This window comes from Wolbachia endosymbiont of Nilaparvata lugens (assembly GCF_007115045.1).
Classification (GTDB): domain Bacteria; phylum Pseudomonadota; class Alphaproteobacteria; order Rickettsiales; family Anaplasmataceae; genus Wolbachia.
Map to the genome: position 1 here is coordinate 224229 of NZ_MUIY01000002.1, position 23213 is coordinate 247441.

Annotated in this window: 19 protein-coding genes and 1 pseudogene; 7 read left to right on the forward strand and 13 right to left on the reverse strand. The window is 34.7% G+C overall.

The window, feature by feature from the left end; translation table 11 throughout:
• From BWZ41_RS06740 to priA, 4 genes and pseudogenes are all read right to left on the reverse strand, one after another.
• The coding region (locus tag BWZ41_RS06740; protein WP_241653962.1) for a reverse transcriptase domain-containing protein at positions 1-527 on the reverse strand (527 nt) is incomplete at its 3' end.
• Positions 528-1076: 549 nt separating this feature from the next.
• A pseudogene (locus BWZ41_RS06745) lies at positions 1077-1448 on the reverse strand (IS110 family transposase); the annotation flags it as partial.
• Between the two features lie 408 nt (positions 1449-1856).
• Complete coding sequence (locus tag BWZ41_RS06750) at positions 1857-2651, reverse strand: ankyrin repeat domain-containing protein (RefSeq protein ID WP_143689862.1); 795 nt, start codon at positions 2649-2651, stop codon at positions 1857-1859.
• 120 nt (positions 2652-2771) lie between these two features.
• Complete coding sequence (gene priA / locus BWZ41_RS06755; RefSeq protein WP_143689863.1) at positions 2772-5255, reverse strand: replication restart helicase PriA; 2484 nt, start codon at positions 5253-5255, stop codon at positions 2772-2774.
• 98 nt (positions 5256-5353) lie between these two features.
• Between priA and BWZ41_RS06760 the strand changes: the two genes are divergently transcribed.
• The 4 genes from BWZ41_RS06760 to BWZ41_RS06770 all read left to right on the forward strand — a co-directional run bounded on the left by BWZ41_RS06760 (position 5354) and on the right by BWZ41_RS06770 (position 11497).
• Complete coding sequence (locus BWZ41_RS06760) at positions 5354-6322, forward strand: hypothetical protein (protein WP_143689864.1); 969 nt, start codon at positions 5354-5356, stop codon at positions 6320-6322.
• A 9-nt stretch (positions 6323-6331) separates the two neighbouring features.
• Positions 6332-9805 carry an ankyrin repeat domain-containing protein gene (locus BWZ41_RS06765; RefSeq protein WP_143689865.1) on the forward strand — a complete coding sequence of 1158 codons (3474 nt, stop codon included), beginning with the start codon at positions 6332-6334 and terminating at the stop codon, positions 9803-9805.
• 293 nt (positions 9806-10098) lie between these two features.
• Complete coding sequence (locus BWZ41_RS07700) at positions 10099-10251, forward strand: hypothetical protein (RefSeq protein WP_206663885.1); 153 nt, start codon at positions 10099-10101, stop codon at positions 10249-10251.
• 85 nt (positions 10252-10336) lie between these two features.
• Entirely contained in the window at positions 10337-11497 is a 1161-nt protein-coding gene (locus tag BWZ41_RS06770; RefSeq protein WP_143689866.1) for a hypothetical protein, read from the forward strand.
• A gap of 24 nt (positions 11498-11521) precedes the next feature.
• Here the strand turns inward: BWZ41_RS06770 and thyX are convergent, their stop codons facing one another.
• The 4 genes from thyX to acpP form a co-directional block, all read right to left on the reverse strand.
• Complete coding sequence (gene thyX, locus BWZ41_RS06775; protein WP_143689867.1) at positions 11522-12364, reverse strand: FAD-dependent thymidylate synthase; 843 nt, start codon at positions 12362-12364, stop codon at positions 11522-11524.
• A gap of 9 nt (positions 12365-12373) precedes the next feature.
• On the reverse strand, positions 12374-13651 hold the full coding sequence (gene murA / locus BWZ41_RS06780) for a UDP-N-acetylglucosamine 1-carboxyvinyltransferase (RefSeq protein WP_143689868.1): 1278 nt from the start codon (positions 13649-13651) through the stop codon (positions 12374-12376).
• 225 nt (positions 13652-13876) lie between these two features.
• Entirely contained in the window at positions 13877-15148 is a 1272-nt protein-coding gene (fabF, locus tag BWZ41_RS06785; RefSeq protein WP_143689869.1) for a beta-ketoacyl-ACP synthase II, read from the reverse strand.
• Positions 15149-15154: 6 nt separating this feature from the next.
• Positions 15155-15415 (reverse strand): acyl carrier protein, encoded by a 261-nt coding sequence (gene acpP, locus BWZ41_RS06790; protein ID WP_143689870.1) that lies wholly within the window; start codon positions 15413-15415, stop codon positions 15155-15157.
• A 127-nt stretch (positions 15416-15542) separates the two neighbouring features.
• Here acpP and BWZ41_RS06795 point away from each other — a divergent pair, with 127 nt between their 5' ends.
• Both BWZ41_RS06795 and BWZ41_RS06800 read left to right on the forward strand, forming a co-directional pair.
• On the forward strand, positions 15543-16325 hold the full coding sequence (locus BWZ41_RS06795; RefSeq protein ID WP_143689871.1) for a polyprenyl synthetase family protein: 783 nt from the start codon (positions 15543-15545) through the stop codon (positions 16323-16325).
• A complete protein-coding gene (locus BWZ41_RS06800) occupies positions 16318-17199 on the forward strand; it encodes an FKBP-type peptidyl-prolyl cis-trans isomerase (RefSeq protein WP_143689872.1) in 882 nt (293 codons plus the stop codon). Before BWZ41_RS06795 ends, BWZ41_RS06800 begins: the two co-directional genes overlap by 8 nt.
• Positions 17200-17269: 70 nt before the next feature.
• Here BWZ41_RS06800 and hslU read toward each other — a convergent pair whose 3' ends face one another.
• A complete protein-coding gene (gene hslU, locus BWZ41_RS06805) occupies positions 17270-18721 on the reverse strand; it encodes an ATP-dependent protease ATPase subunit HslU (protein WP_143689873.1) in 1452 nt (483 codons plus the stop codon).
• 1 nt (position 18722) lies between these two features.
• Positions 18723-19277: an ATP-dependent protease subunit HslV gene (hslV, locus tag BWZ41_RS06810; protein ID WP_006014611.1), complete on the reverse strand. Its 555-nt coding sequence runs from the start codon at positions 19275-19277 to the stop codon at positions 18723-18725.
• Between the two features lie 82 nt (positions 19278-19359).
• Between hslV and gshA the strand changes: the two genes are divergently transcribed.
• A complete protein-coding gene (gshA, locus tag BWZ41_RS06815; protein ID WP_143689874.1) occupies positions 19360-20514 on the forward strand; it encodes a glutamate--cysteine ligase in 1155 nt (384 codons plus the stop codon).
• Here the strand turns inward: gshA and BWZ41_RS06820 are convergent.
• From BWZ41_RS06820 to BWZ41_RS06830, 3 genes are read right to left on the reverse strand one after another with little or no spacing between them, the layout of a single operon-like run.
• Positions 20511-21308: a hypothetical protein gene (locus BWZ41_RS06820; protein ID WP_143689875.1), complete on the reverse strand. Its 798-nt coding sequence runs from the start codon at positions 21306-21308 to the stop codon at positions 20511-20513. The two genes, gshA and BWZ41_RS06820, sit on opposite strands and share 4 nt — an antisense overlap.
• Positions 21309-21361: 53 nt before the next feature.
• Positions 21362-22324: a ferrochelatase gene (gene hemH / locus BWZ41_RS06825; RefSeq protein ID WP_143689876.1), complete on the reverse strand. Its 963-nt coding sequence runs from the start codon at positions 22322-22324 to the stop codon at positions 21362-21364.
• On the reverse strand, positions 22321-23154 hold the full coding sequence (locus tag BWZ41_RS06830; RefSeq protein WP_241653963.1) for a hypothetical protein: 834 nt from the start codon (positions 23152-23154) through the stop codon (positions 22321-22323). The genes hemH and BWZ41_RS06830 overlap by 4 nt, the downstream gene beginning before the upstream one ends.
• Positions 23155-23213: the final 59 nt, after the last annotated feature.

The window sequence follows — 23213 nt, forward strand, 5'->3', positions numbered from 1 at the left end:
GGGGCTTTCATCCACCTCTCAACATACAGTATGACCCATTTGCAGTTTGTATATTTCTTGATAGCTTGCAAAACTAATTCGTGATCCAGATTGTCGAAAAATCCAGATATATCAAGATCTATCGTCCAATCGTACCTCCAGCATCTCTTGCGTGCTGTATTTACCGCATCCAGTGCAGATTTATTCGGTCTATAACCATATGAATCCTCGTGGAATTTTGGCTCTACTAGCGGCTCAAGATACATAGAAGCTGCCGTTTGCCCTATCCTGTCGAATACTGAAGGAACACCTAAAATTCTTTGTCCTTCTCCCGTATCCTTCGGTATTGCTACAGCTTTTACTGGCTCTGGAAAATAACTTCCGGATGACATCCGATTCCATAGTTTGTATAGATTATCTTTTAGATTTTCCTCAAACTTTGTTATCGAAACCTCATCTACACCTGCAGCACCTTTATTTTTCGATACTTGTTTATAAGCTCTCCAAATAAGTTGTTTCGGTATATCAAAAGACTTTGTTTTATTCATTAATTCCTCCCATTACGGTTGACAAAATAATTAAAACTAAATAACTCAGCTCCTTCGCTCCATTTCCATTACAGAAACTTCTTCACTACTATGAGCTAATCCGCCCCTGTTTTTCGCATCGGTACTCTCATCCTCAGAGATCGGCTCTTTGGACTTCTTCCTTATCATCGAAACGACAGGTTCCCGCAGTTCCACACAATAGCCTAAAATAGGTTCACGCCACCTCTATGCCGGACGCCACCTATCCAGTAAACAAGTTCCTGATAGGTTTATCCCAAGAGATTCAGGAGCCCATGGTTTTGACGTCGTCTTTGGAATTTCGACACTTCATCAGTGGTTCATTTTCATTCGCCTCTCTATTTTACACATGATGCATAATTGCACCTTTTCCATAACGCTCACTACCATAGCTCTTTACCACAGCAGCTTATGGCTGTTTGAAGCCTATTCTTGCAAACCGACTTCAAGGGGCCCACCCTCATCTATTGTGCAGCTTTGCACTTAGTTTGCTCATTTTTTTTAAGCATTCTTTGTGTCTCTACGGTACACCCTAAACGATCCATGAAGCAGTCCGTAGCTATGCAGTTGTTGGAGCCATTGGCAATCTTGAACGTCAGACTTCCTACCAGGTACATTCTTTACATGCCGTGCATTTACCAATCTTACCTCGAATTTATATGACTCAAGTATTTGAAATAAAGGAATCCAGTATACTCCTGTTGATTCCATAGCTACTGTTGTAACTTTACACTTTTTCAACCACTGTGCTAAGTTATGAAGGTCTTCAGTAAAGCAGCCAAATTTCTGAACGCGTTGTTCATCTCCTCCTTCAGGTACACACACATAGTGTACAGCTGAACCAATGTCTATTCCTGCTGCATTAGGATTCACTATTTCTAATTTACTTTTTGCTTTTTTCATGGTAACTCCTACATATAATTTGTTACAGGGAAACGCTTCAGCTTGGAACGGTTGATAGTACAATCTCCTAACCGAGGTAGTCTAAATGACTCCATCAATGATTTGACCGTTCCTTCCAAGACCATGCTTGCATACGGGCACTTAGGCACCATTGAAAATGTCGATCATAACTGCAGAGGCGCTCCCTCTATAACTATACTTGAAAATTACTAAAAACTTAATTTGTGTGTTTCTTTCTGATTTGACAGATTTTGTCTGTTCGATGCTTGCATAACTGGAATTCGAAAGTTGATGTCATTCCAGCGCATGACGCTGGAATCTAGATTTTCTTATTGGATCCCAGTGTCAAGCACTGGGATGACACCTGATTGTGCAACAGATCTAATGTAAAAAACACACAGTTATTATTTAACTTCTGGTATTACCTACGATTTCAGAAGCTTCTGCATGATTGACAAGAGACGACTGAGGGTTAACAGTTTCTTCTATAGCTTTAGCCTGCTTATAGTCCTGACTCAAGAAATATATAGCTACTCCAACTGCTATTCCAGCAACAAGAGCAGATACTGCGAGTGCGCATAATATAATAGTCATTGAAGGTATTAAAGCACCACCAACACCAAGAAAAACACCAGGTATGATACCAATCAAACTATTACATCTAGCACTTTCTTTTTTCGATTGAGCTTGGTCTTTCATACATTCGATGAGTACTTTTTTTGTATCTCCATGAGCTAAATCTAATGGAATTTTGTCTTCTTCATTCTTTATCAAAGGATTTGCACCATATTTTAAAAGGGCTTCTATTGCCTCAGTGTTATTACTTATAACAGCTTGGTGTAATAATGTATTTTTACTACTTTGATCTTGAAAATTTATCAATTTGTAGAAATACTGAGGAGTAATAAACCTATTCACAGTTTCATCTAAAATCTTCATCACGTCTTGAAATGATAATTTCTCTTTTTTCTCAGATATTGCACTACCGTGTTCAATACAGTGGTGCAATATAGGGTATACTATCTTTCCTCCTTCCTTATTGATAAAATCTCCATTTATAGGGGCTCTATCTAAAAGAGTCAGTGTGAATAACTCCTTGTTAATCACAATTTCGCTATTATCCTTAAGATAGTTTTGCAATTCTATAACTTTTTTATCATAATTCTTGTCTGGATTATTAATGATTTGAAGTAAAGCAGTCATATTATCTACCTATTATTATACTAATAATATAATAAATTCTAATAAAAGTCAAATTTTTAATTAAAAAATTAATACAACTTATTAGCAATTCCTACAAGTGTCAAATAAATTCAAATAACATCAAAAAAAACTCACAGGGTCAACATCTATTGTTACTTCAATATTTGAACTCAAGTTACAGCAATGTTTCAGCTTTTTCTTTATGAATAGACTATGGTTATTGTATATTTTTAGTAACACTCTATAACGATATTTATTGTTTAAAAAATTTATTGCTGCTGGTGATGGGCCAAAAATTTCAAATTCTTTCAATGTCAAGTGCTGAGAGGTAGTTGAAAATTGATTATGCAAAAAGTTTGTTATCTCATTTGCTGCTTTCTGCGTTGCAAATTGATCCTTACCACAAACTATAAGCGCTATTAGCCTACTAAATGGGGGCATTTTAGCTTTGCGTCTTGACTCAAGTTCAATTTCATAAAACAAATCCCTTTTTTGCTGCTGCAATGCTTTTATTATCAAACTTTCAGGATTATTAGTTTGCACTATTACCGTTCCTTTTTCGTTGAACCTCCCAGATCTACCCGCAACTTGATGCAATAATTGATACGTCTTTTCTGCTGCCCTGAGGTCAGAATTTTCAAGGCCTAAATCTGCGTTTATCACTCCAACCAAAGTTAACTTAGGGAAATTATGCCCTTTAGCAATCACTTGTGTACCGATTATAATATTCACTTCTTCTTTGAGCACTGAGTCAATTACGCTACCAAGCGACTTCTGGTCGCTGCTAATAATCGCAGTCTTTGCGTTTGGTATTAATTTTACTATTTCTTCAAGTAACCTCTCAATTCCTATACCACAAAGGGATAATGACTGCTGACTTTGACAATTAGAACACTTTTCTGGAAGTTTTAATTGATAAGAACAGTGATGGCATAAAAGGACATTCTTTTTCTTGTGGTACGTAAGCCATACAGTGCAATTTGAGCAGGAAATTTTATATCCACATTTTTTACAAACTGCAAGTTGCGCATACCCCCTGCGGTTTAGAAAGAGCATAACTTGCTGTTTTTTCTCTATGGTTTGTTTTATCCCTTCGAAAAGCTCATTTGAAATCCATTGTTTATTATTCACTACTTTTATGTGCGGCAACTCTGCACCACCGAATCGTTCGGTTAGCTTTACATGGTTGTAATTCCCTTTTTTAACATGATAAATTGTTTCAAGCAGCGGAGTAGCGGATGATAAAATAATCGAAATATTTTCGAGCTTGGCTAAGATAATGGCCATATCTCGAGCATTATATATAATCCCCTGTTCTTGTTTAAAGGATGAGTCATGCTCTTCATCAATGATGATTAATTTTAGGTTTTTATAAGGTAAAAAAAGTGCTGACCGTGCTCCAATAATGATCTGTGCACTTCCATTTGCTATATTGAGCCAATTATTTCGGCGAGCTTTAGGAGTAAGTCCTGAATGCCACTCAGCTATATTTCCAGATGTCTGACTGCGAACGCGATTTACCAATTGTGAAGTTAGGACAATTTCAGGCAAGAGGATTAGCACTTGTGCATTACCCTCTTCTGGTGTCATTCCAGTGTGTAACCTTTTGGTGTTTGAACATTTGCAGGTAGTTTTAGTAGTAGATGATGTCATTCCAGTGCTTGACACTGGAATCCAGTCTTTATCGTACAACTGCTTAGTGTACTGATTTGAAATTAAGTTTTCTGGATCCCAGTGTCGAGGCACTGGGATGACATCCTTTTTGGTAAAAATTACTCTTATATTGTAACATTCGTCTAGTTGTGTATTGAACGCTGGAATGACATAACGTTTATTTTTGAAAGTAAATTGCATAGCAAATGGTGTCATTCCAGTACATGGCAAAAGCAGTATGCTAAATGTTACAGAGGGTTTTGCCTTAAATGCAAAGGTGTCATTCCAGTGCTTGACACTGGAATCCAGGAATTTTGATTCTAAGTTGGGTATTGGTCTTAAATTAAAATAAACATTTGTGATGAGATTATATGAAAAACTGGATCCCAGACTGGGATGACACCTTACTCGTAGACCCAAATCACAATGTTCGTAAATACTATGATTCTTAATCAACTGTGAAATTACAGAGAGATAAACTTCCGTTTTTCCAGACCCGGTTTCACCGTCAAGTAAAGTTACTGAATACTCATTCAAATTACTTATTATTTTATCTCGAGCTACCTGCTGCTCAGGGCTTAATTGGTAATCTATTTCACTTATTTCTTGCTTTTGCTTAGTGCAAACTAACTTATCTATTTGATTTACCTTTAATACTCCTCCCATTATTACTTTGGCAAGCATACCGATAGGTATTACATTATACTGTGCAACCCACTCTGCAAATTCGATCAGTTTTGGTCTGATCCTCGGCAAATCGATCTTTTGCTCAATAAATTTTAATTCTCGATCGCTTTTGCTACTTTCTCTCCAAACTATTCCAATCAAACGCTTTCTGCCAAACGGCACCACTACGTAATCTCCAATTGAAACTTCAGTATCTTCCTCAACTGCATATGAAAATAGCTGATCAATTGGAAGTGGTAGTAATACGTCAACTATTCTTGTCATAAGTTAGCGCTGTTTTTAGATACATAAAGAAGCCTTAATGCTTTTTTCATAGTACACAATTTATAATCATAAATACTGGAAATGTGAGGAAATTCTGTATGTTTAGCGATAAAATAGTCCTAGATTTTGAAATAGAAAAAGGTGACCGAATAGATCGGTGTTACTTCTCTACACGCATCAAACTTACAGATAAGAGCAAGTGTCTTCTATGTGAAAAGCTCGGTAAACTTAACAAATTAGATGATTACTTTAATCTTAATCCTGAGAATTTTTATATTTATTACAACAAATATAGTGGGCACTATGGTATAAATGAGCTGTATGTCAGAGATAATAATGGTAGATATTTAGCTACTAAACTTCCACTTGATCAGAGCGGATTTTCGATAGAGTTATCATTCGATGAGGTGAATTATGGTTTTTATCCTCTCTATGCAATCTATAACCCTAATCAATATGATAAAAAGCAGGAAAAGAGCTTCGAAGATAACGGTGAATTGCAGCCGTTTGTGTCAATTGTATTGGATTACTTTCTAAATGGCTTAACCATTCAAGATATGTTTTTGCAAATACGAAATGAGCTTGTCGAAAAAGAAACAAAATTAGAAGAAGACAGAAGAAAAGCAGAGGAAGAATTAAATCAAAAGAATGAAAAGTTAAGAGAACTCATAGGAAATGATGAGATTAAAGTACTTAAAGTAATAAAAGGCCATAGTATTGGGAATGGACGTTCAGCGGCAATTTTACAGCTTAATGGTGATCTTGATGCAAGTAAGTACTACATAGCAGAGTATGAAGGCAATGAATACTTACATTGCACGAGCTCTGGTTATGACATACTGCTTGACCAGAGCGATTTATTTTTTGTTCTGAATAGCAGCTCTTATCTTGAACTTGAAAGCGGTTTCTACTCAATACCTTCTGGCAACTATGCTAAATATCTCGATACTAAGAATCTGCTTTTTCGCGATGATCAACTATCTAAGCAGTTGTGTAAAAACAAGGTAAAGGCTGAATCTACAGTTAACGCATTTTTCTCAAGACTTATTTATAGTGAAAATTTTTAAGAGGTGGATATGAAATTTAAAACAAATTCTGAATATGATAAATCACAAACTTTGATTAAAAAATTATTTCCAAATAAAGAAAGTATAGTAATAAACGATCAGCTTACAATAGAAGTAAAATATGGGGGATTAGCTAGTTATACCCCTGAGTATATAAAACAAACTGTAAAAGATGCTTACGGAGCCTGGTCTGATAATTTCTATTCACAAAAAAGCGTTCATTCTGGTCCAGTAAAATTGCAGCTTTATGTGCTGAAAAATTACGATGATTACAAAGCTCACATCAAGGAACTTTCAGATGGTAAGGACCATAGAGAATTATGGGATGGTGGAACAGTAAGAGCACACGAAGCTGACGGCACGATAGCAAAGACTTTTATTGTTGGAGATGTAAATGGCTTACTTTGTGCAAAATCTAAAATTTTAATGGAAAAAATGAGCGATGCATTTCTTGAGTACTCTACCGGTAATATGGATACAGTACCTGAAGTTTTACGTACCGGTATGAAGCTTTTCATGTGGAGCTATGATGCAGCTAAAAAAGAAAGCACTCGCGATATGCATTATACAAAAGAAGCATACAATAAAATGCAGGAATCTGGTCATGATACACCGTATAAAATAGCAAGTATGTCTAATGACTATAGAATGTCAGATTGCTTAGTGACATTCCTACAAGAAAAACATCCTCAATTCATAAAGCAATTACTTACTGAGATGTCCTTCAATAGAGTAGAAGCGATATCAAAATTCAAGCATCTTTTGAATAACTCAGAAGTTGAAAAAGAATTTAAGCAGTGGATGGATGTAAAAAGTGGCAATAAAATTGTAGCAGATCTTGTGCCAGATAGTGAAGTTATGACTTTCGGCGAACACAAGCTTCAAATAAACATAAAACATGATGATGATGAATTAACTCAGAGCAAATTGAGTAGTGTAAAAAATGCCATCGAGAGTACTATAAAAGATTTTGATTCAGCATTTGGCATTAATAATTCTCAGCCTTGGCACAACATACCAAATAAAGTTAATGTTTTCGTATTTAATACAAAGAGTGACTACGAAAATTATCTTAAGGAGTTGAACGTTAACTATAAAGGTGCTTCTGGCTTAACAGTTCAAGGGCGTGGCTCAGAAGTTCATGTTTATTTTTATCTACAAGACCAATTTGATGACTCGTGTAAAACTTTAAAACACGAATTGGGGCACGCCTTAACTATCATTAATTCCTATTATGGTACAGGTGAAGTTTTGTCTAAGGCTATGCATGAAGGAATTGCTAACTATATGGCAAGTTTGGAAGATGGTCAGCATGTCAATGACCATGGAGATAAAGAGGCCTTGATTGCAATAAGAAATAAAGATCTCAAACCAGATGAGATACTGCGCAATAATATTATAAGCAATAAAGGTGAACATTATCACTCAGATGCTGAACAAGTGATCAAATTTCTTGAAGATAAATACCCAGATATGATTGATAATTTGCTCAAGAGCCTTTCTAAATCTGGTACGAATGGGTCTAAAGGTAATAAATTATTTGAAGATTTTTTGGCTGAGCTAAAAGGTTATACTCAGGAGTTTAAACAGTGGGTCAAGGCTGAGCTGAATGGTGAACAACATATGGAATATAATGTTGTTAAATCTAACAGTGTTGAAAATTCAACAAGCCAACAAAGTGCTGGCAAGGGTCTGTATGGTTATAGTCCAGTACATAATGTAAGTGGTGATAAAACCAAGATAGAATCTAAATCAAGTGTCAGTAGAGAAGATTCTATGCAACCTGCTAAAAAAGTGAGTGAAGACGAACAAGGAAAAGCTGTTACAACAAAAGTTATGAAGTATAATAAACAGCCTTTCTTAAAGGTGAATATTGATGACAATAATGTAGAAAACACTATAGGAAAAGTAAACGAGATAAATAAGGTAACAGGTGCGACGAGTTTACATTTTGCTGCTTCATTGGGAGATTTAAGCAAAGTAGCAATGCTACTAAAACACAATTCATATACTGATACAAGAGACCATAATGGACAAACGCCACTACATTATGCCATTCAGTCAGGAAATACGGAAGTAGCAAAATATCTTATTGATCATGGAGCAAATCTTAATGTTCATGACAATTATTATCAGAAAACTAATACTAAATATGTGTATTATAAGACACCTTTACACTATGCTATTGAGTCTGGAAATATAGAGATAGCTAAATACTTAATAGATCGTGGTGCAAATCCTAATATTCAAGATGCTTATTCCAAAACGCCATTATACAGTGCTATTTATTCAGGTAATACAGAAATAGTGAAGTATCTATTAGATCATAACGCAGATCCTAATAGTAAAAGTTATTATACTTTTCCGTTACTTGCTGCTATTAAGCTAGGGAATGCGGAAATAGTTAAGAGTTTAATTGAGCATGGCGCAGATCTTGGTATCAAAAACACGTCAGCTCAAACACTGCTGCACTATGCAATTGAGCTAAAACATACGGAAATTGCTAAATACTTAATAGATCGTGGTATAGATGTTGATACCCGTGATATTAGCTCTGGTAAATCTCCACTACATTTTGCCATGTACATGAAAAATATGGAAGTAGTTAAATATCTCATAGAGCATAATGCGGATATTGATATTCAGGATAGCTACGGCTTAACACCTTTGCATCTTGCTGTTGATCTTGGGAATAAGAAGATGATAGAGCAGTTAGTTGAAAAAGGTGCGAATATTAATGCTCAGGATAATGATGGTTGGACACCTTTAGTTCATGCAGTGAGGCATGGAAAGTTAGATACAATAGAATATCTAATAAAAAACAAAGCTGACGTTGACGTTGTAGGCAAAGATGGCAGGACACTTGTTGAACATGCTGAGTTATGGGCAGAAGAGAAAGGACTAGCAAGAGATGTAATAGATAGCAAAGGCGATAATGATTCTTATTATCGTGAGCTTTCAAAAGAAGCTGCAACTTGGGAAAAAGCTGGAAAGGATATGCTTAGCTATCTCAAAAAAATTACTACGCAAGAGGAAGAATCTAACGATATAGACCAAATGCCAGCAGATCAACCTGCAAGTGAAGAAAGGAATAAAAGGTCGCTAATAGGAGACGAAGAGAAGCAAGAGGAAACAATTGTTATAGATAATGTGAAAGAAGAATCACAACATCCTTTAAAAATCAAAGTGGGTGAGGCTGTTGAAATAGGGAAATATAAGGTAGAACTGCAAGTTACGTATGATGATGTAAGAAATTTTTATGACACTATACGTGGTAAATATCATGATGGTAGTGGATACAATTATGAGCAAGTAATGGTTTTGTACAATGAAATTGTTAGGCCAGCATCACAGCATCATGATGAACCATTTACTCTTGCTGAGTCCTATATTGCAGATGGGCATCTATTTATTAAAAATCAAGATTTTGGAATTTTGAATGATTTTAATGAGATGTTCTATAAAAGTGATGAGTTTATGTAACATAAAAGGTGGATGAGAATTAATTGATATAAGGAATGAAATCTTCTCCTGTCATCCCAGTGCTTGACACTGGCTTTTTTTTACTAGATTCCAGCATCAAGTGCTGACCATCTACTACTAAAATTGCCTACAAATTGCAACAGTTGTGCGCTTGACCACTAGAGTTTTAAAAGGAAGATGTCATGCCAGTGCCCAGACACTGGCATCCAGATTGTTCACGAGCGCAAATTAATCATAGGAAACATTATACTGGAAACAACGTCTTCAATGAGATATAGAAAGGTTGGATTCCAGTGTCAAGCACTGGAATAACATCATCTGCTATGCAATTTACTTTCAAAAATAAACGTTCCAGCGTTTCCTTCTGCTGGCATGACATCTCATTGAAGATCAAGATTTTGAATGATTTTAATGAGATGTTCTACAAAAATGATGAATTTGTATAATAAGTATTATTATTAATATATTAATTGACTGATGGTATAAATTATTCTATTATTAAGATATATAGTTAATATCTTAATAATCAATATGCCAAAATATGTTAATCGCATTGCTGAATCTATTGTATTAAAAGTCTATACTGACAAGAAAAACGCTAAAATTAGAGTATTTTCTAAAACTAAAGATGGAGAAATTGAAAAAACACTTTCAAAGCAGCAAATTGTAGAATTTTTAAACCTATTTACTAATACAAGGAATCACGAAATTGCTATCAGTAAAAATATAGAACGCGGTATCGTTGAAGATATAGAAGGTATACGTAGAGAAAATGCTAGATATGTATATAAAGCACCAGATTTATCCGCTGAAGAACAATATAATAAATTATTTGAAAGTGAAAAAGCCATTCAATTTAATTTGAATACTTTTATGTCAGATAGTATATCTAAAATTGTACAATTAAAAGATAGATTTGAAGAAATTTTAGGTTTTTCTCTCGAAAGAGGGTTATGTCACTCACTAAATTACTTTATTACTTTTCTAAAATTAGAGAACAGGCAAGATTTTGTTCAATTCCTCGAGTCTGATAATATTATATCTGAACAAGATTTTATGAATTATATTGATGGAAGAAAAGAACAAACGATTAAGTTATTGATGATGCAGTTTTTATCGCAATTCTTACCTATTCTTGATGTTCAGAGCATTAAAAAGCGAGAAGGAGATCCATTTTATTCTGATGAGACAATATATGAGCAGTCATATGATGATTTATTTTCAACAAAAGTATGGATAGATACTAACCAAGAACAAATCAAACATGTCTTAAATAATGTGGAAATAGGATGCTACTTAGAATTTAGTTCTTTTTGTTTTACTTATAATAGAGCAGATGTCAAGGGTGCTGGACATTCTATGTTGGTGTATAAAGCAGAGAATGATAAATACATATTTTTTGATTCTAATAAAGGAGTGGTTGGCTTTTGTCCTGATACAGGAGCTGCCAATTTTACATTAGAGGAAGTTTGTAGGGTAATGGAACTTGCTGTAAACCGTTATTCATATGATATGTATATTGAAAATTTTGCAGATTATTGCCAAGTTTATATTATGCTTAGAAATGCAACACTAATGTTAAAGAAAGCCGAAAAGCTTTATGAAACAACAGAAAGAACAAATTCAAAAATAATTGATATATTAGTTGATAAAGGTATGAATAAATTGTTGCTCACACCTGCAAGTCTGTGAACGGACATAACTTGATCTTTTTGGTTATGTACAAAGTATAGACATCAGCTCATCCCATTCTCTTTTACCAATGCCACTTTCTTCTCTAGTAATATTTTCTCCTTTAATTAGCTTGCGAATTATTTCAAGACCAGTTTTTGAAATGCAGGCTGATTTTAGGGAATATTCAACAAAAGCATTATAGGCCAGCGGAACCCATTTCTTCACTATGTCCAACATAATTTCTGCATAGACTCTAATTTCATATTGGGCGTGCTTATCAGCTCTAAGCCTTAAAAAGTGAAAAAGGTTGTGTAAATCTATTTTCCAATAAAATTGGGTATAGTAATTAAGTGTTAGATTAGTTCGGGCAATTTCTCTTGCAAGGCCCTGCTCAATAAATTTCTCATAATGAGAATATACTAAATTAGAATCCTTTGTTAGAGAATCTATTATTTCTTTTGAAGTACTTGAGTCAAAAGCTTCACCGCTGCCTTGTTTATTATTATCAGATTGTTTTGCAACCTGTTCTGGTATATAAAATTCATTATCAAGTATCGAATACCTTCCGGAATATTCATTCACATTTGCAGTTCTATGTCTTATCCACTGTCTTGCAATAAAAATTGGAAGTTTCACGTGAAACTTAATTTCACACATTTCAAATGGAGTTGTATGATGATTTCTCATCAAATATTTTATAAGCGCTTCATCTTGATTTATCTTTTTCGTTCCTTTTCCATAAGAAACGCGAGCAGCTTGAACTATGGCGCTATCAGAGCCCATATAATCAATCACTCGAATAAATCCATGATCTAACACCTTATGTTCTTCGTATAGAATTTCATCTATCTCTTTTACTGTAGTTCGCTTAGTTGTCTCATTCATAATATATTCTCAAGATGAAACAGAGATATCAGCCCCACATGAATTGAGTTTTTCATCCATGGCCTCATATCCTCTCCATAAATGATGTGAGTTATTTATTGTAGTTTCTCCTTTAGCCAACAAAGAAGCAAGCACCAAAGCTGCCGTTGATCTTAAGTCATTAGCATATAGATTAGCTCCAGATAAGCTCTTTATTCCACTTATAGTAGCTTTATTTTTTTCGATGCTGATATTAGCACCTAATTTTCTTAGCTCATTTGCATGTGCAAATCTACTTTCAAAAACGTTCTCTTTAATGATTGATATTCCATCTGCAATGCATATAGCAGACATTAGTTGTGGTTGCATATCGCTGGGAAAGTCGGGATATGGATTTGTTGTAACGTGAGTAGATTTAATAGAGCCATTTTTTCTAGAAATAATAATACCATCGTCACATAACTCAACTCCGGCTCCTATAGTCTTCAATTCATTTGCAATACATTCCATATCAGACAAATTTACTCCTTCTAACTTTAGCTCGCCGCCGGTAATGACAGCAGCCAAAGCATAAGTACCGGCCTCTATGCGATCTGGTATTATTTTATGCTCACACCCATTTAATGCTTCAACACCTTCTATTGTGATTTTTGTGTTATTAACTTCAATATTGGCACCCATACTCTTCAGAAACTCTATTAAATCAAGAACTTCCGGCTCGATTGCAGCATTGTTTATTATTGTTACTCCCTCTGCAAGTGTTGCTGCCATTATTATATTTTCTGTTGCACCAACACTCACTTTTTCAAATGTTATTTCTTTGCCTTGCAATTTCCCCTTTGTTGTTGCAGTTATATTACAGCTATCAATTTCAATTTTAGCTCCCATTGCTTCAAGTGCCTTGATATGAATGTCAACAGGACGTTTTCCAATATTACATCCACCAGGAAATACTGTTGAAACTCTACCAAATCTGCTGAGCATTGGACCTAGCATTAAAAGAGATGCTCGCAGTCTGCTTGCAATTTCATGTGATATTAAATGGTTATTGATATTGCTACAGTCAATTTCCAAAGTATGATTTGCTTTATAGTCTTTATTGCATATAAAATTTACTTCTGCACCAAGACTCTTAAGCAGCTCAGACATCAAATGCACGTCAATTAAATCAGGTACGTTATGCAAAGTTATTGAAGAATTACTAAACAAGCTTGCCGCCATTATTGGCAAGACGGCATTCTTTGAACCATTAATCTTGATTTTTCCAATCAAGGGCTTATGGTTACTTCTTACTAATATTTTATGCATTTAATCAAGCGATAGAACTTATCAAGTAAGTATAATAGGTTAGCGGTAAAAGGCAAAATTTTGCTTTTTCTTCTTCTGTCATTCAAGTAGCTGACACTGGGATCCATTTCTTCATCATCAAAATATTATATTTCAACATTACTTTTATGCTGACCAATTTAACTGGATTCCAGTTTCAGCTACTCGAATAACATTTTCGTAGTCGATTCAAAATAGCATAATTAACTACACCTTTCCAAAGATGAGAGACGCATTGGTACCACCAAAACCAAATGAATTAGAAAGCGCATATTGAATTTTATGCTCTTGAGCTTTAAGTGGTACAAAATTTAAATCACACCCTTCTGAAGGTTTGTGTAGGTTTAAAGTTGGTGGAACAATTCCATTGTTTAATGCAAGGATACTAAATATTGCTTCAACACTTCCTGCGGCACCAAGTAAATGTCCTATAGAAGATTTAGTCGAGGAAACAGGTATTTTATAGGCATAGTCACCGAATAACTGCTTCATTGCTATTACTTCAACTTTATCCCCAAGTGTTGTTGAAGTTCCATGTGCATTGATATACCCAATTTGACTTGGGCTTACTTGTGCACTCCTTAAAGCAAGTTCCATTGCCTTAAGTGCGCCTCTTCCTTCTGGATGTGGTGCTGTGATGTGGTGCGCATCTCCTGTGAGTCCATATCCAGTGAGTTCTGCATATATTTTTGCTTCCCTTTTTTTTGCATGTTCATATTCTTCCAGAACTAATATACCTGCCCCTTCGCCCATGACAAATCCATCGCGTTCTTCGTCCCATGGCCTTGAGGCCTCTTCAGGCTTATCATTGAATTTAGTTGATAGCGCCTTCATCGATGCAAAACCTGCAATTCCAACTCTGCATAACGCACTTTCTGCTCCGCCTGCAATCATAATGTCAGCTTCACCGAGTTTTATAGCTCTTGCTGAATTTATAATCGCATGCGCACCTGTTGCACATGCAGTTACCGCTGAGTCATTTGGACCTATAAATTCGTATTTAATAGAAATATGACCAGATATCAAATTTATTAGACTTGCAGGAACAAAAAATGGGCTAACACGTCTAGGACCCTTCTCCTGCATGGTAATTACATTTTCCTGAATTGACGGAAGACCACCTATACCAGAACCAATAGCTACACCTATTCGCTCTTTATTAATATTTTTATTTTCCAAAATTAGTGAATCTTCTACTGCCTGAACAGCAGCTGCAAAGCCGTAGTGAATAAAGCGATCTGTTCTTTTTAGATCTTTCTCAGAAATATAATCTAATGGATTGAAATAGTTCTCAATATCATCAGATTGAATTGGAACTTGCCCTGCAACTCTGCAAGCAAGATCAGAAGAATCGAACCTATCTGTATTGATTGCTTTGATGCCAGATTTACCTTCTTTCAGCTTTGACCAGGTGTTATTAACATCTGCTGCTAGTGGAGTAATTAAGCCAACACCGGTAACTACTACTCTTCTGCTCATTCAATATCAATTGTTTACTTTGTTTACTATATATTCAACTATCTGTTCCATAGTTTCCATTTTTTGCGCATCTTCATCAGGAATCTCTATACCAAACTCTTCTTCAACTGCCATGATTATTTCAACTGCATCTAAACTATCTGTGCCATGATCTGACAGCTTTGAAGAATTACCAAATTTCTCTACATCCTTACTGATGTGCTCTAGTATAATCTTCTTTACTTTTCCTTCTATATCTTCCCTAGTGGTTTTTGCCAATTCGCTCATTTCTTACTAAAAAATAACCTATTCTCTGATGTTATAAGAAATTTTGATGTTTGCAATAGCTTTTATGATTATATAAACTATTAAAAACTTCCTATCTCTTAGCACTCGATAGTTAATAAATTTAAAAATGCTAGACGAAACAACAAAAAATTTGCTTGTTGTAGAAGTGAATAAGCTCTTACCTGAAAATAGCGAGAATAGACTTATATCAGCTATGCGTTATGTGCTTCTTGCTCCTGGAAAACATATACGTTCTTTTTTAGTTATAGCATCTTCGGCGATATTCAACATAAAGGTTGAAAAAGCAATAACAGCAGCAGCAGCAATTGAATTTATTCATGCTTACTCTCTCATTCACGATGATCTGCCATGTATGGATAACAGTGACACCCGCAGAGGCCAGCCAAGCTGCCACAAAAAATTTGGTGAAGCAACAGCAGTACTGGCCGGAGATGCATTACTTACCCTGGCTTTTGAGGTATTATCTTTGTTAAATTGTGAGATCATAAAAGTGCTCTCTCAAGCAATAGGAATGAAGGGAATGGTGGGAGGGCAGATTTTAGATATAGGTGCAGATTTTGACAAAATAAAAGAAATTCATTTGATGAAAACTGCAAAACTATTTGCAGCTTCATGTGAAATAGGGGCTATAATAGGAGGCGCTACAGACAAGGAGCGGGAAGCATTATATAAATATGGAATAAATCTAGGGCTTATTTTTCAAGCCAAGGATGATATCGAAGATTATGAGCAAGATAAAACAAACAATTTAATGTCCGTGCTTGGAAAAAATGAAATGGAAAACTATATAGATAGTCTCTTTAAACAGGCCTCAGATAATTTAAGCACGCTTTCAGGGAATACTAGTGACTTATATGATTTATTGAATCAAGTAAAAAAAGATGGTTAGAAAAATTATATTACAAATGTTTATCTCTGTAGTAATGATTCTCACTTTAGCTTCTGCTTTTATAATTACGATTGTTTATATAAACAAAGATAAACCAGAGAAAAGGGAAAAGCTTTACGAAATAAATTCTACACATGGTGGTTTGACACAGATGATAGCAAGTTATTTGGTCAGGCCGATACTTGAATCAGCTCTTGATCGTTATATTGAAAAGCATGGGTTAGCAGAATATTTAGAAGAAATAACACAGCAAAAAGAAGAAGAGATGATAAACTTTTATGAAATTACTGAAGGTAGTGGCAGTAAAGTTTTCTGTGGCCAAGAAGTTCTGCTACAAATGTACAAAGTCTCCAACAACCTAGCAACGCTACTTCCGACTGATGTCAATTTGAAAATAGGTCAGGATTACTTAAAAGAAGTGAGTTTAGGGGTAATAGGTATGAAAGAAGGCGGAGAGCGTGTAGTTACTATTGCTGCTGATGACAACAAAATGAGTTTTAACTCTTATTACATCAAACTGATTGAAGTAAAAGATAAATATCCCGATTCAGTAAATAACCTGATGATTTTTAATGACTTAATTAACAAAACTGGAAAGCGAGTAAAATGTGGCGATGAGATATCAGTTCAATATAGCATAAAGAGACATAATGGTGAGTATATAATCAAAGATCAAATAGTGCAGTTTAAGGTTGGTGACAAAAAAATACCACTTGCTATAGAACTTGGAGTTGTGGGAATGAGGGCTGGTAATAAAAGAACAGTTCTTTCTCCACCTGATCTTTTAACTGGTATATTAATAAAAGAAATAGATTTTGATGAAGAAAATATCTCAATAATTGATTTAAGCTTGAATTCTACTATTGAAAAATAGCTTAAAGAATTACGAAGTAAGAAAAAATAAAACCTCTTGAATGCTCTATATTACTTAAAGCAGGCTTCCTCTAAAGTATAAATTTAGATAAATCAAGCTGTTTTGAAATTGACTCTAGTTTATCTCTTACATATTTGCTATCTATAACAAATTTTTCACTATTTTTTTCAGAAGCGATAAAACTTATTTCATCCAAAAGCTTCTCCATGACAGTATGAAGTCTTCTTGCACCTATATTTTCCACTTCTCTATTAACTGTAAATGCTATTTCAGCTATAGTCTCTATACCATCATCAGTAAACTCAAGTGTTACATTTTCCGTTTTCATTAACGCTATATACTGTTTTAACAAACTAGATTCTGGTTCCTTTAATATTTTTATTAGATCCTCTTGAGTAAGCGCCTTAAGTTCCACTCTAATTGGCAATCTACCCTGTAATTCTGGTAAAAGATCAGATGGCTTAGATAAATGAAAAGCACCAGATGCAATAAATAATATATAGTCTGTTTTTACGGGTCCATACTTAGTTGAAACAGTTGTTCCCTCAAGTAATGGTAACAGATCGCGCTGCACTCCTTCTCTGTTGACTTCACCTTTTATTTCTGTACGTGCTGCAATTTTATCTATTTCATCTAAAAACACTATGCCTTCATTGCTAACAAGATCAATCGCTTCTTTGATTATCTTGTCTTCATCCATTAACCTTTCGCTTTCTTCATTAATCAATATTTCACGTGCTTCTTTCACTTTAACTGTAATAGTTTTTGTTTTTTTGCTCCCATTAAACATCTTGCCCACGATTTCTGTTACGTTCATCACACCAATTTGCCCACCTGGCATGCCAGGTATATCAAAAGTGGGTAGCATACCCTTGCTCTCCCTGACGTTAATAGAAACTTCTCCATCTTCAAATTCCTTATTTCTCAGTCTTTCTCTGAAAACTTTTTTGCTTTCCTCGGTTGCATCTTCACCAACCATGGAGTTGACTATTATCTTTTCAGCCAAACCTAAAGCTTTTTTAGTTAAGGCTTTACGTGCTTTTTCCTTAACTAAAACTATTGCTGCATCAACTAAATCACGTATTATCGAGTCAACATCACGCCCAACATATCCTATTTCGGTAAATTTCGTTGCTTCAATTTTTATAAAAGGTGCACCAGCAAGCTTTGCTAAACGGCGAGCTATTTCAGTTTTACCAACTCCAGTATGGCCTATCATGAGTATATTCTTAGGTATAATTTCTTCACGTAGTGGAAGTGGGACTTTATTTCGACGCCAACGGTTTCTGAGCGCAATAGCAACAGCGCGCTTTGCGTCATCCTGCCCAATTATAAATCTATCCAATTCTTTAACTATCTTCTGTGGTGGTAGATCATCCAATAAAGCTTGTGAGTTTTGGATGCTGCTACTTTCTGTACCTTCATTTTCATAGAGGCCATTTTTTTTATTGCAGTCATCATTATTATCAGACTGACCCACTAAAGGTTGACCAGAAGAATTGGTACACAAAGTTCTTGACATATTACTCCTCTATTTTTTCAATAATTACATTGTGGTTTGTATAAACACATATATCAGCGGCTATTTTCATAGCTTTTTTTGCAATCTCCTCTATTGATATCCCTTTGACGTCAATCAAAGCCTTTGCTGCAGATAAAGCAAAATTTCCTCCAGAACCAATGGCTGCAATGCCATCTTCAGGTTCAAGAACATCACCCGTTCCTGTGATGACTAATGAAATGGATTTGTCTGCCACAATCATCATAGCTTCCAATTTTCTCAGGTATTTATCCATTCTCCAATCTTTTGCAAGTTCAACACATGCCCTCATTAACTGTCCTGGATGCTTATCAAGTTTAGATTCTAGCCTTTCGAAGAGAGTAAATGCATCAGCGGTTGCTCCAGCAAAACCAGCAATTACGGAATCACCAGAAAGACGCCTAACTTTTTTTGCTCCAGATTTTATAACGGTATGGCCTAGCGAGACTTGCCCATCACCTATTACTACTACATTTTTGTCTCTTCTAATTGACAGTATAGTAGTACCATACATTTTACTGCTGTCATGATGAATCATTTTTTTGTTATTTTAATTCCTTATATTATATTAAGATTATAACTTATAATATAGTACTTTTCTTATAACATTTAAAGTGTAGATGCAAAACATAATTCATCCAAATTTGGAAAAAGATATAAATAATTGGTTCGAAACAAAATTTAATAGTTTTACATTGCCATTTTATAGCTCCATAGATCTTAGGAATTCAGGATGCAAAATCGCTCCAGTAGACGCTAATTTATTTCCTGCAGGTTTCAATAATCTGAGCGATTTATCGAGAGTAACAGCAGCAAAGTTGATAAAAAGCTACTTCGAAACAAAACAATATAAGAAGGCTCTTATAATACCAGAGAATTATACACGAAATAAAATGTATATAGAAAATGTATTTGCCATAGAAAAAATACTGCAACTTGCAGATTTTGAAACTAAAATCGGTCTCTTTCACAATGAAGCATATAATTTAATAGAATTATACGAGACTATTGTGAAGGAAAATTCTTTACTAAAGACAGCTTCAGGATTTGTACCCGATGTTATTATACTGAATCGAGACATGACAAGCCACATTCCTGATATTCTCAAAAATGTAAAACAAGAGATAATACCAAGCCCGTTATATGGTTGGCATAGTAGACAAAAATTTCAATATTTTAAGATTTACCAAGAATTAGCATTCGAATTTTGTGGCGAATTTAAAATAGACCCATGGCTTATTTCTGCACTTACAGAAAGCTGCAATAGAGTAGATTTTAATGATGATTCATCACTAAAAACAATAGCGGTTAAAGTTGATCAAGTATTGTCTCTAATACAAAGTAAATATCAGGAATATAAAATAAAAACACAACCTTACGTTTTTATCAAAGCAAGCAATGGCACATACGGAATGGGTATCATAACAGTGACAAGTGGTGAAGAAATATTAAACCTCAACAAGAAAAAGCGCAGTAAGATGAAAAAGGTAAAGGAAGGTATAGAAGTAAGTAGCGTTATTATACAAGAAGGCGTACCAACCATCGATGTATTTAAGTGCAGTCCTGCAGAACCTCTGATATACTATATAGGAAATACGCCTGCGTGCTACTTATATCGATGCAATAGCAGAAAAGATACATATTCTAGCTTGAATTCCACTGACTGTGAATTTTATGACATCAGCCAAGGGAATAAAACTCTGCCACTTTGGAATATTGTTAGTAAATTAGCAGTGCTAGCATTGGCAGTGGAAATCAGGTCTTTTCATCTCTAATCTACTTCCACAGTAGTGCTATTGTGATGAGCATGGTGAGCTTCATCAAGTCCAGTAGAAGGATCAGTACCATTATTAGGTTGATTGACAAACTTATCGATGTTTGATACTAGATATGCTATACTTAGTATCAAGCTAACCGTAACAGTTAAGTTGAAATTATAGATTATACCACCACCCAAATCTATTGGTATGGTTGAAATTTCCATTCTTTTTAAGATGAAGCTTAACAAGCCCAATGACACAGCGAATGTGCTAAAAATAACGTCTTTACCATATTGAGCAGACTTTTCAGAATCCTTATTATTTAGATACTTCTTCCATGTATAATAACAGTTTATGCATTCTGAAAATAGAAATAGAACTGCTGATGTTAAGCTAATATAACTTATTATATCTTTATTGTTCCCAGCTAGGAAATGAATGATTTTCGTCTGCATCAATATTCCTATGACACAGTTTGCCAAGAAGGCTGAGTTACCTATCACCTGTATTGGTTTTTCAGGTTCATTTTCCTCTTTACCATTCTGAAGTTTTTTAGATTTATATCCAGCTAAATTGAGACCAAAATGAAGAGTAAGTATTATTGATGTTGGTAGTTTTATGAACTTAGAAATATCTAATACAGTGCAAATATTTGATCTGTTGTTGTCAATAAAATCGCAACAAAATTGCAATGAAATTTTACACAATATGCCTGTTAAACCTATTGCAATACAATACATCTTTCTAATATCATGATTATGAACATCATGTATAGTTTGTATAAATGTATTTGGTTTACCTTTTGGCATAAGTAGATAATAAATTTTTAATATTATACTATAAAAATCTAAAAAGAAAAGTGCTATAAATCAGTACTTTGAGGGTGATCTAAACATAAATCGGCCAAGCACTTGATAAATAAGAGATCAGTACTGAGAGTTGGTACGCGAAAGTAATATCCGTCTTTGATAATTGCTTTATACTCTATATCAAGTTCAACCAGTGTTTCAGAATGCTCAGAAACAAAAGATATAGGTGATAAAACTACAGGTATATTGTCGGTTCTTGCGCGTGATAGCTCACTTTCAGTGCTAGGCTCCAACCATTTTACAGGGCCAACCTTACTCTGATAACATATTACCCAATCAAGGTCTTTAATATTCAATTTTTTTATTATTAATTTTACTGTTTTTTCTATCTGTAAAGCGTAAGGGTCACCTTTTTTGATTACGCGTACAGGTAAGCTGTGGGCTGAGAATAAGACCCTTGGCTTACTGATTTTGCTAGCTAATTTATAATATTTAGACGTCAGATTAACATGAGCTTCAATAAAGTCTTGATTGTCATAATAATGGTTAATTATTTTTGTATTGCATTTTAAGCCATACCTTTTAGCATTTTTCTGCCAATTTTCGATGGATGATAGAGTTGTGGTGGTTGAATATTGCGGATATAGTGGTAACAGAATGATTTCGTCAGGGTCGAATTGCTTTACGCTTTTAACAACTTCATCAACAAATGGATGCCAATAACGCATACAGATGAATACTTTATACACATGATTTCCATCTTCATTTAATTTTAGTTCTAAAGCATCAGCTTGTGCTTTTGTATTACTTAAAATTGGCGATTTACCTCCAATGTACTCATATATTCCTTGTGCAGTACTTTCTCGCCTTTTGGAGATAAACTTTGCTAAAAGAAAGCGGAAAGGATTGGGTAGATTGACTATTCTTCTATCATAAAATAGATTAAACAAGAAAGGACGTACTGCACTCAGTGAATCAGGTCCGCCTAGGTTAAATAAGATTACTGCCTTCTTCACTGACAACACCTTGCTTCAGGTTTGCCTATAAAATCAGCTACACACTCATCAAGTTTAGTTACAGGCACTAAATTTCTCACACTAGCATACAATAGATGGCCAGATCTCTTCACGTTACTCTGTGTAGATACAAAGTTTCTATCAAAAACCACATCAACACAAAAACTTGGCACTGCTTCAAAAAGTTCAACAGCAGCCAAAGATATCATTATGCAGCTTTGTAGAGCCTTCAGAAAAATCGTAAGGGGAAGGGGAAAAAGTAAAACCCTAACAAAGAGAGAGGGAGGACTTTCATTCATTAGTTGTCCTGGATTAGGAGAATTATACTCAATATGCTGTCTGTTTTTATCAAAGATAGGAAATTTTATAATGTCTTTCTTAAATTCCTGCTCTATTTGTTTCTCGGTATAATTTTCATTATTAGTCATTTTTTTCAATAACTTTTCACGCAAGTGAAAGGTTCTTACAATAAAACATGTTGCAACCATCAATGCAGCACATGTAAGTGCACACTCCACAAGACTTGTATTACCTACCATAGCTGGTAACACGAAACAAATAAACAGCGGTATGGCAATCATTTCACCAAATGGAATGATGTTCCTTTTCATTGCAAAGGCAGCACCTTCTTTTAATTTTGTATTATGGTGTGAGCTATGCTCCAAATAACTCAAAAGAGCCAAGCTGAAAGTTAAAAACCCTTTTGTTCCGCAAAAAATTGATGACTTTAAGTTGTTGATCAATTTTTCAGTAGTAGATGCAAATTTAACTGGTTGTTTAATAGCAGGATCAATGTATCTATTATTTTTGTTATGATAACACGCACCCATACAATACCTTCTTAATGATTTATTTTTGACTATAAATAAAAAATCTCTTTGATGGAACA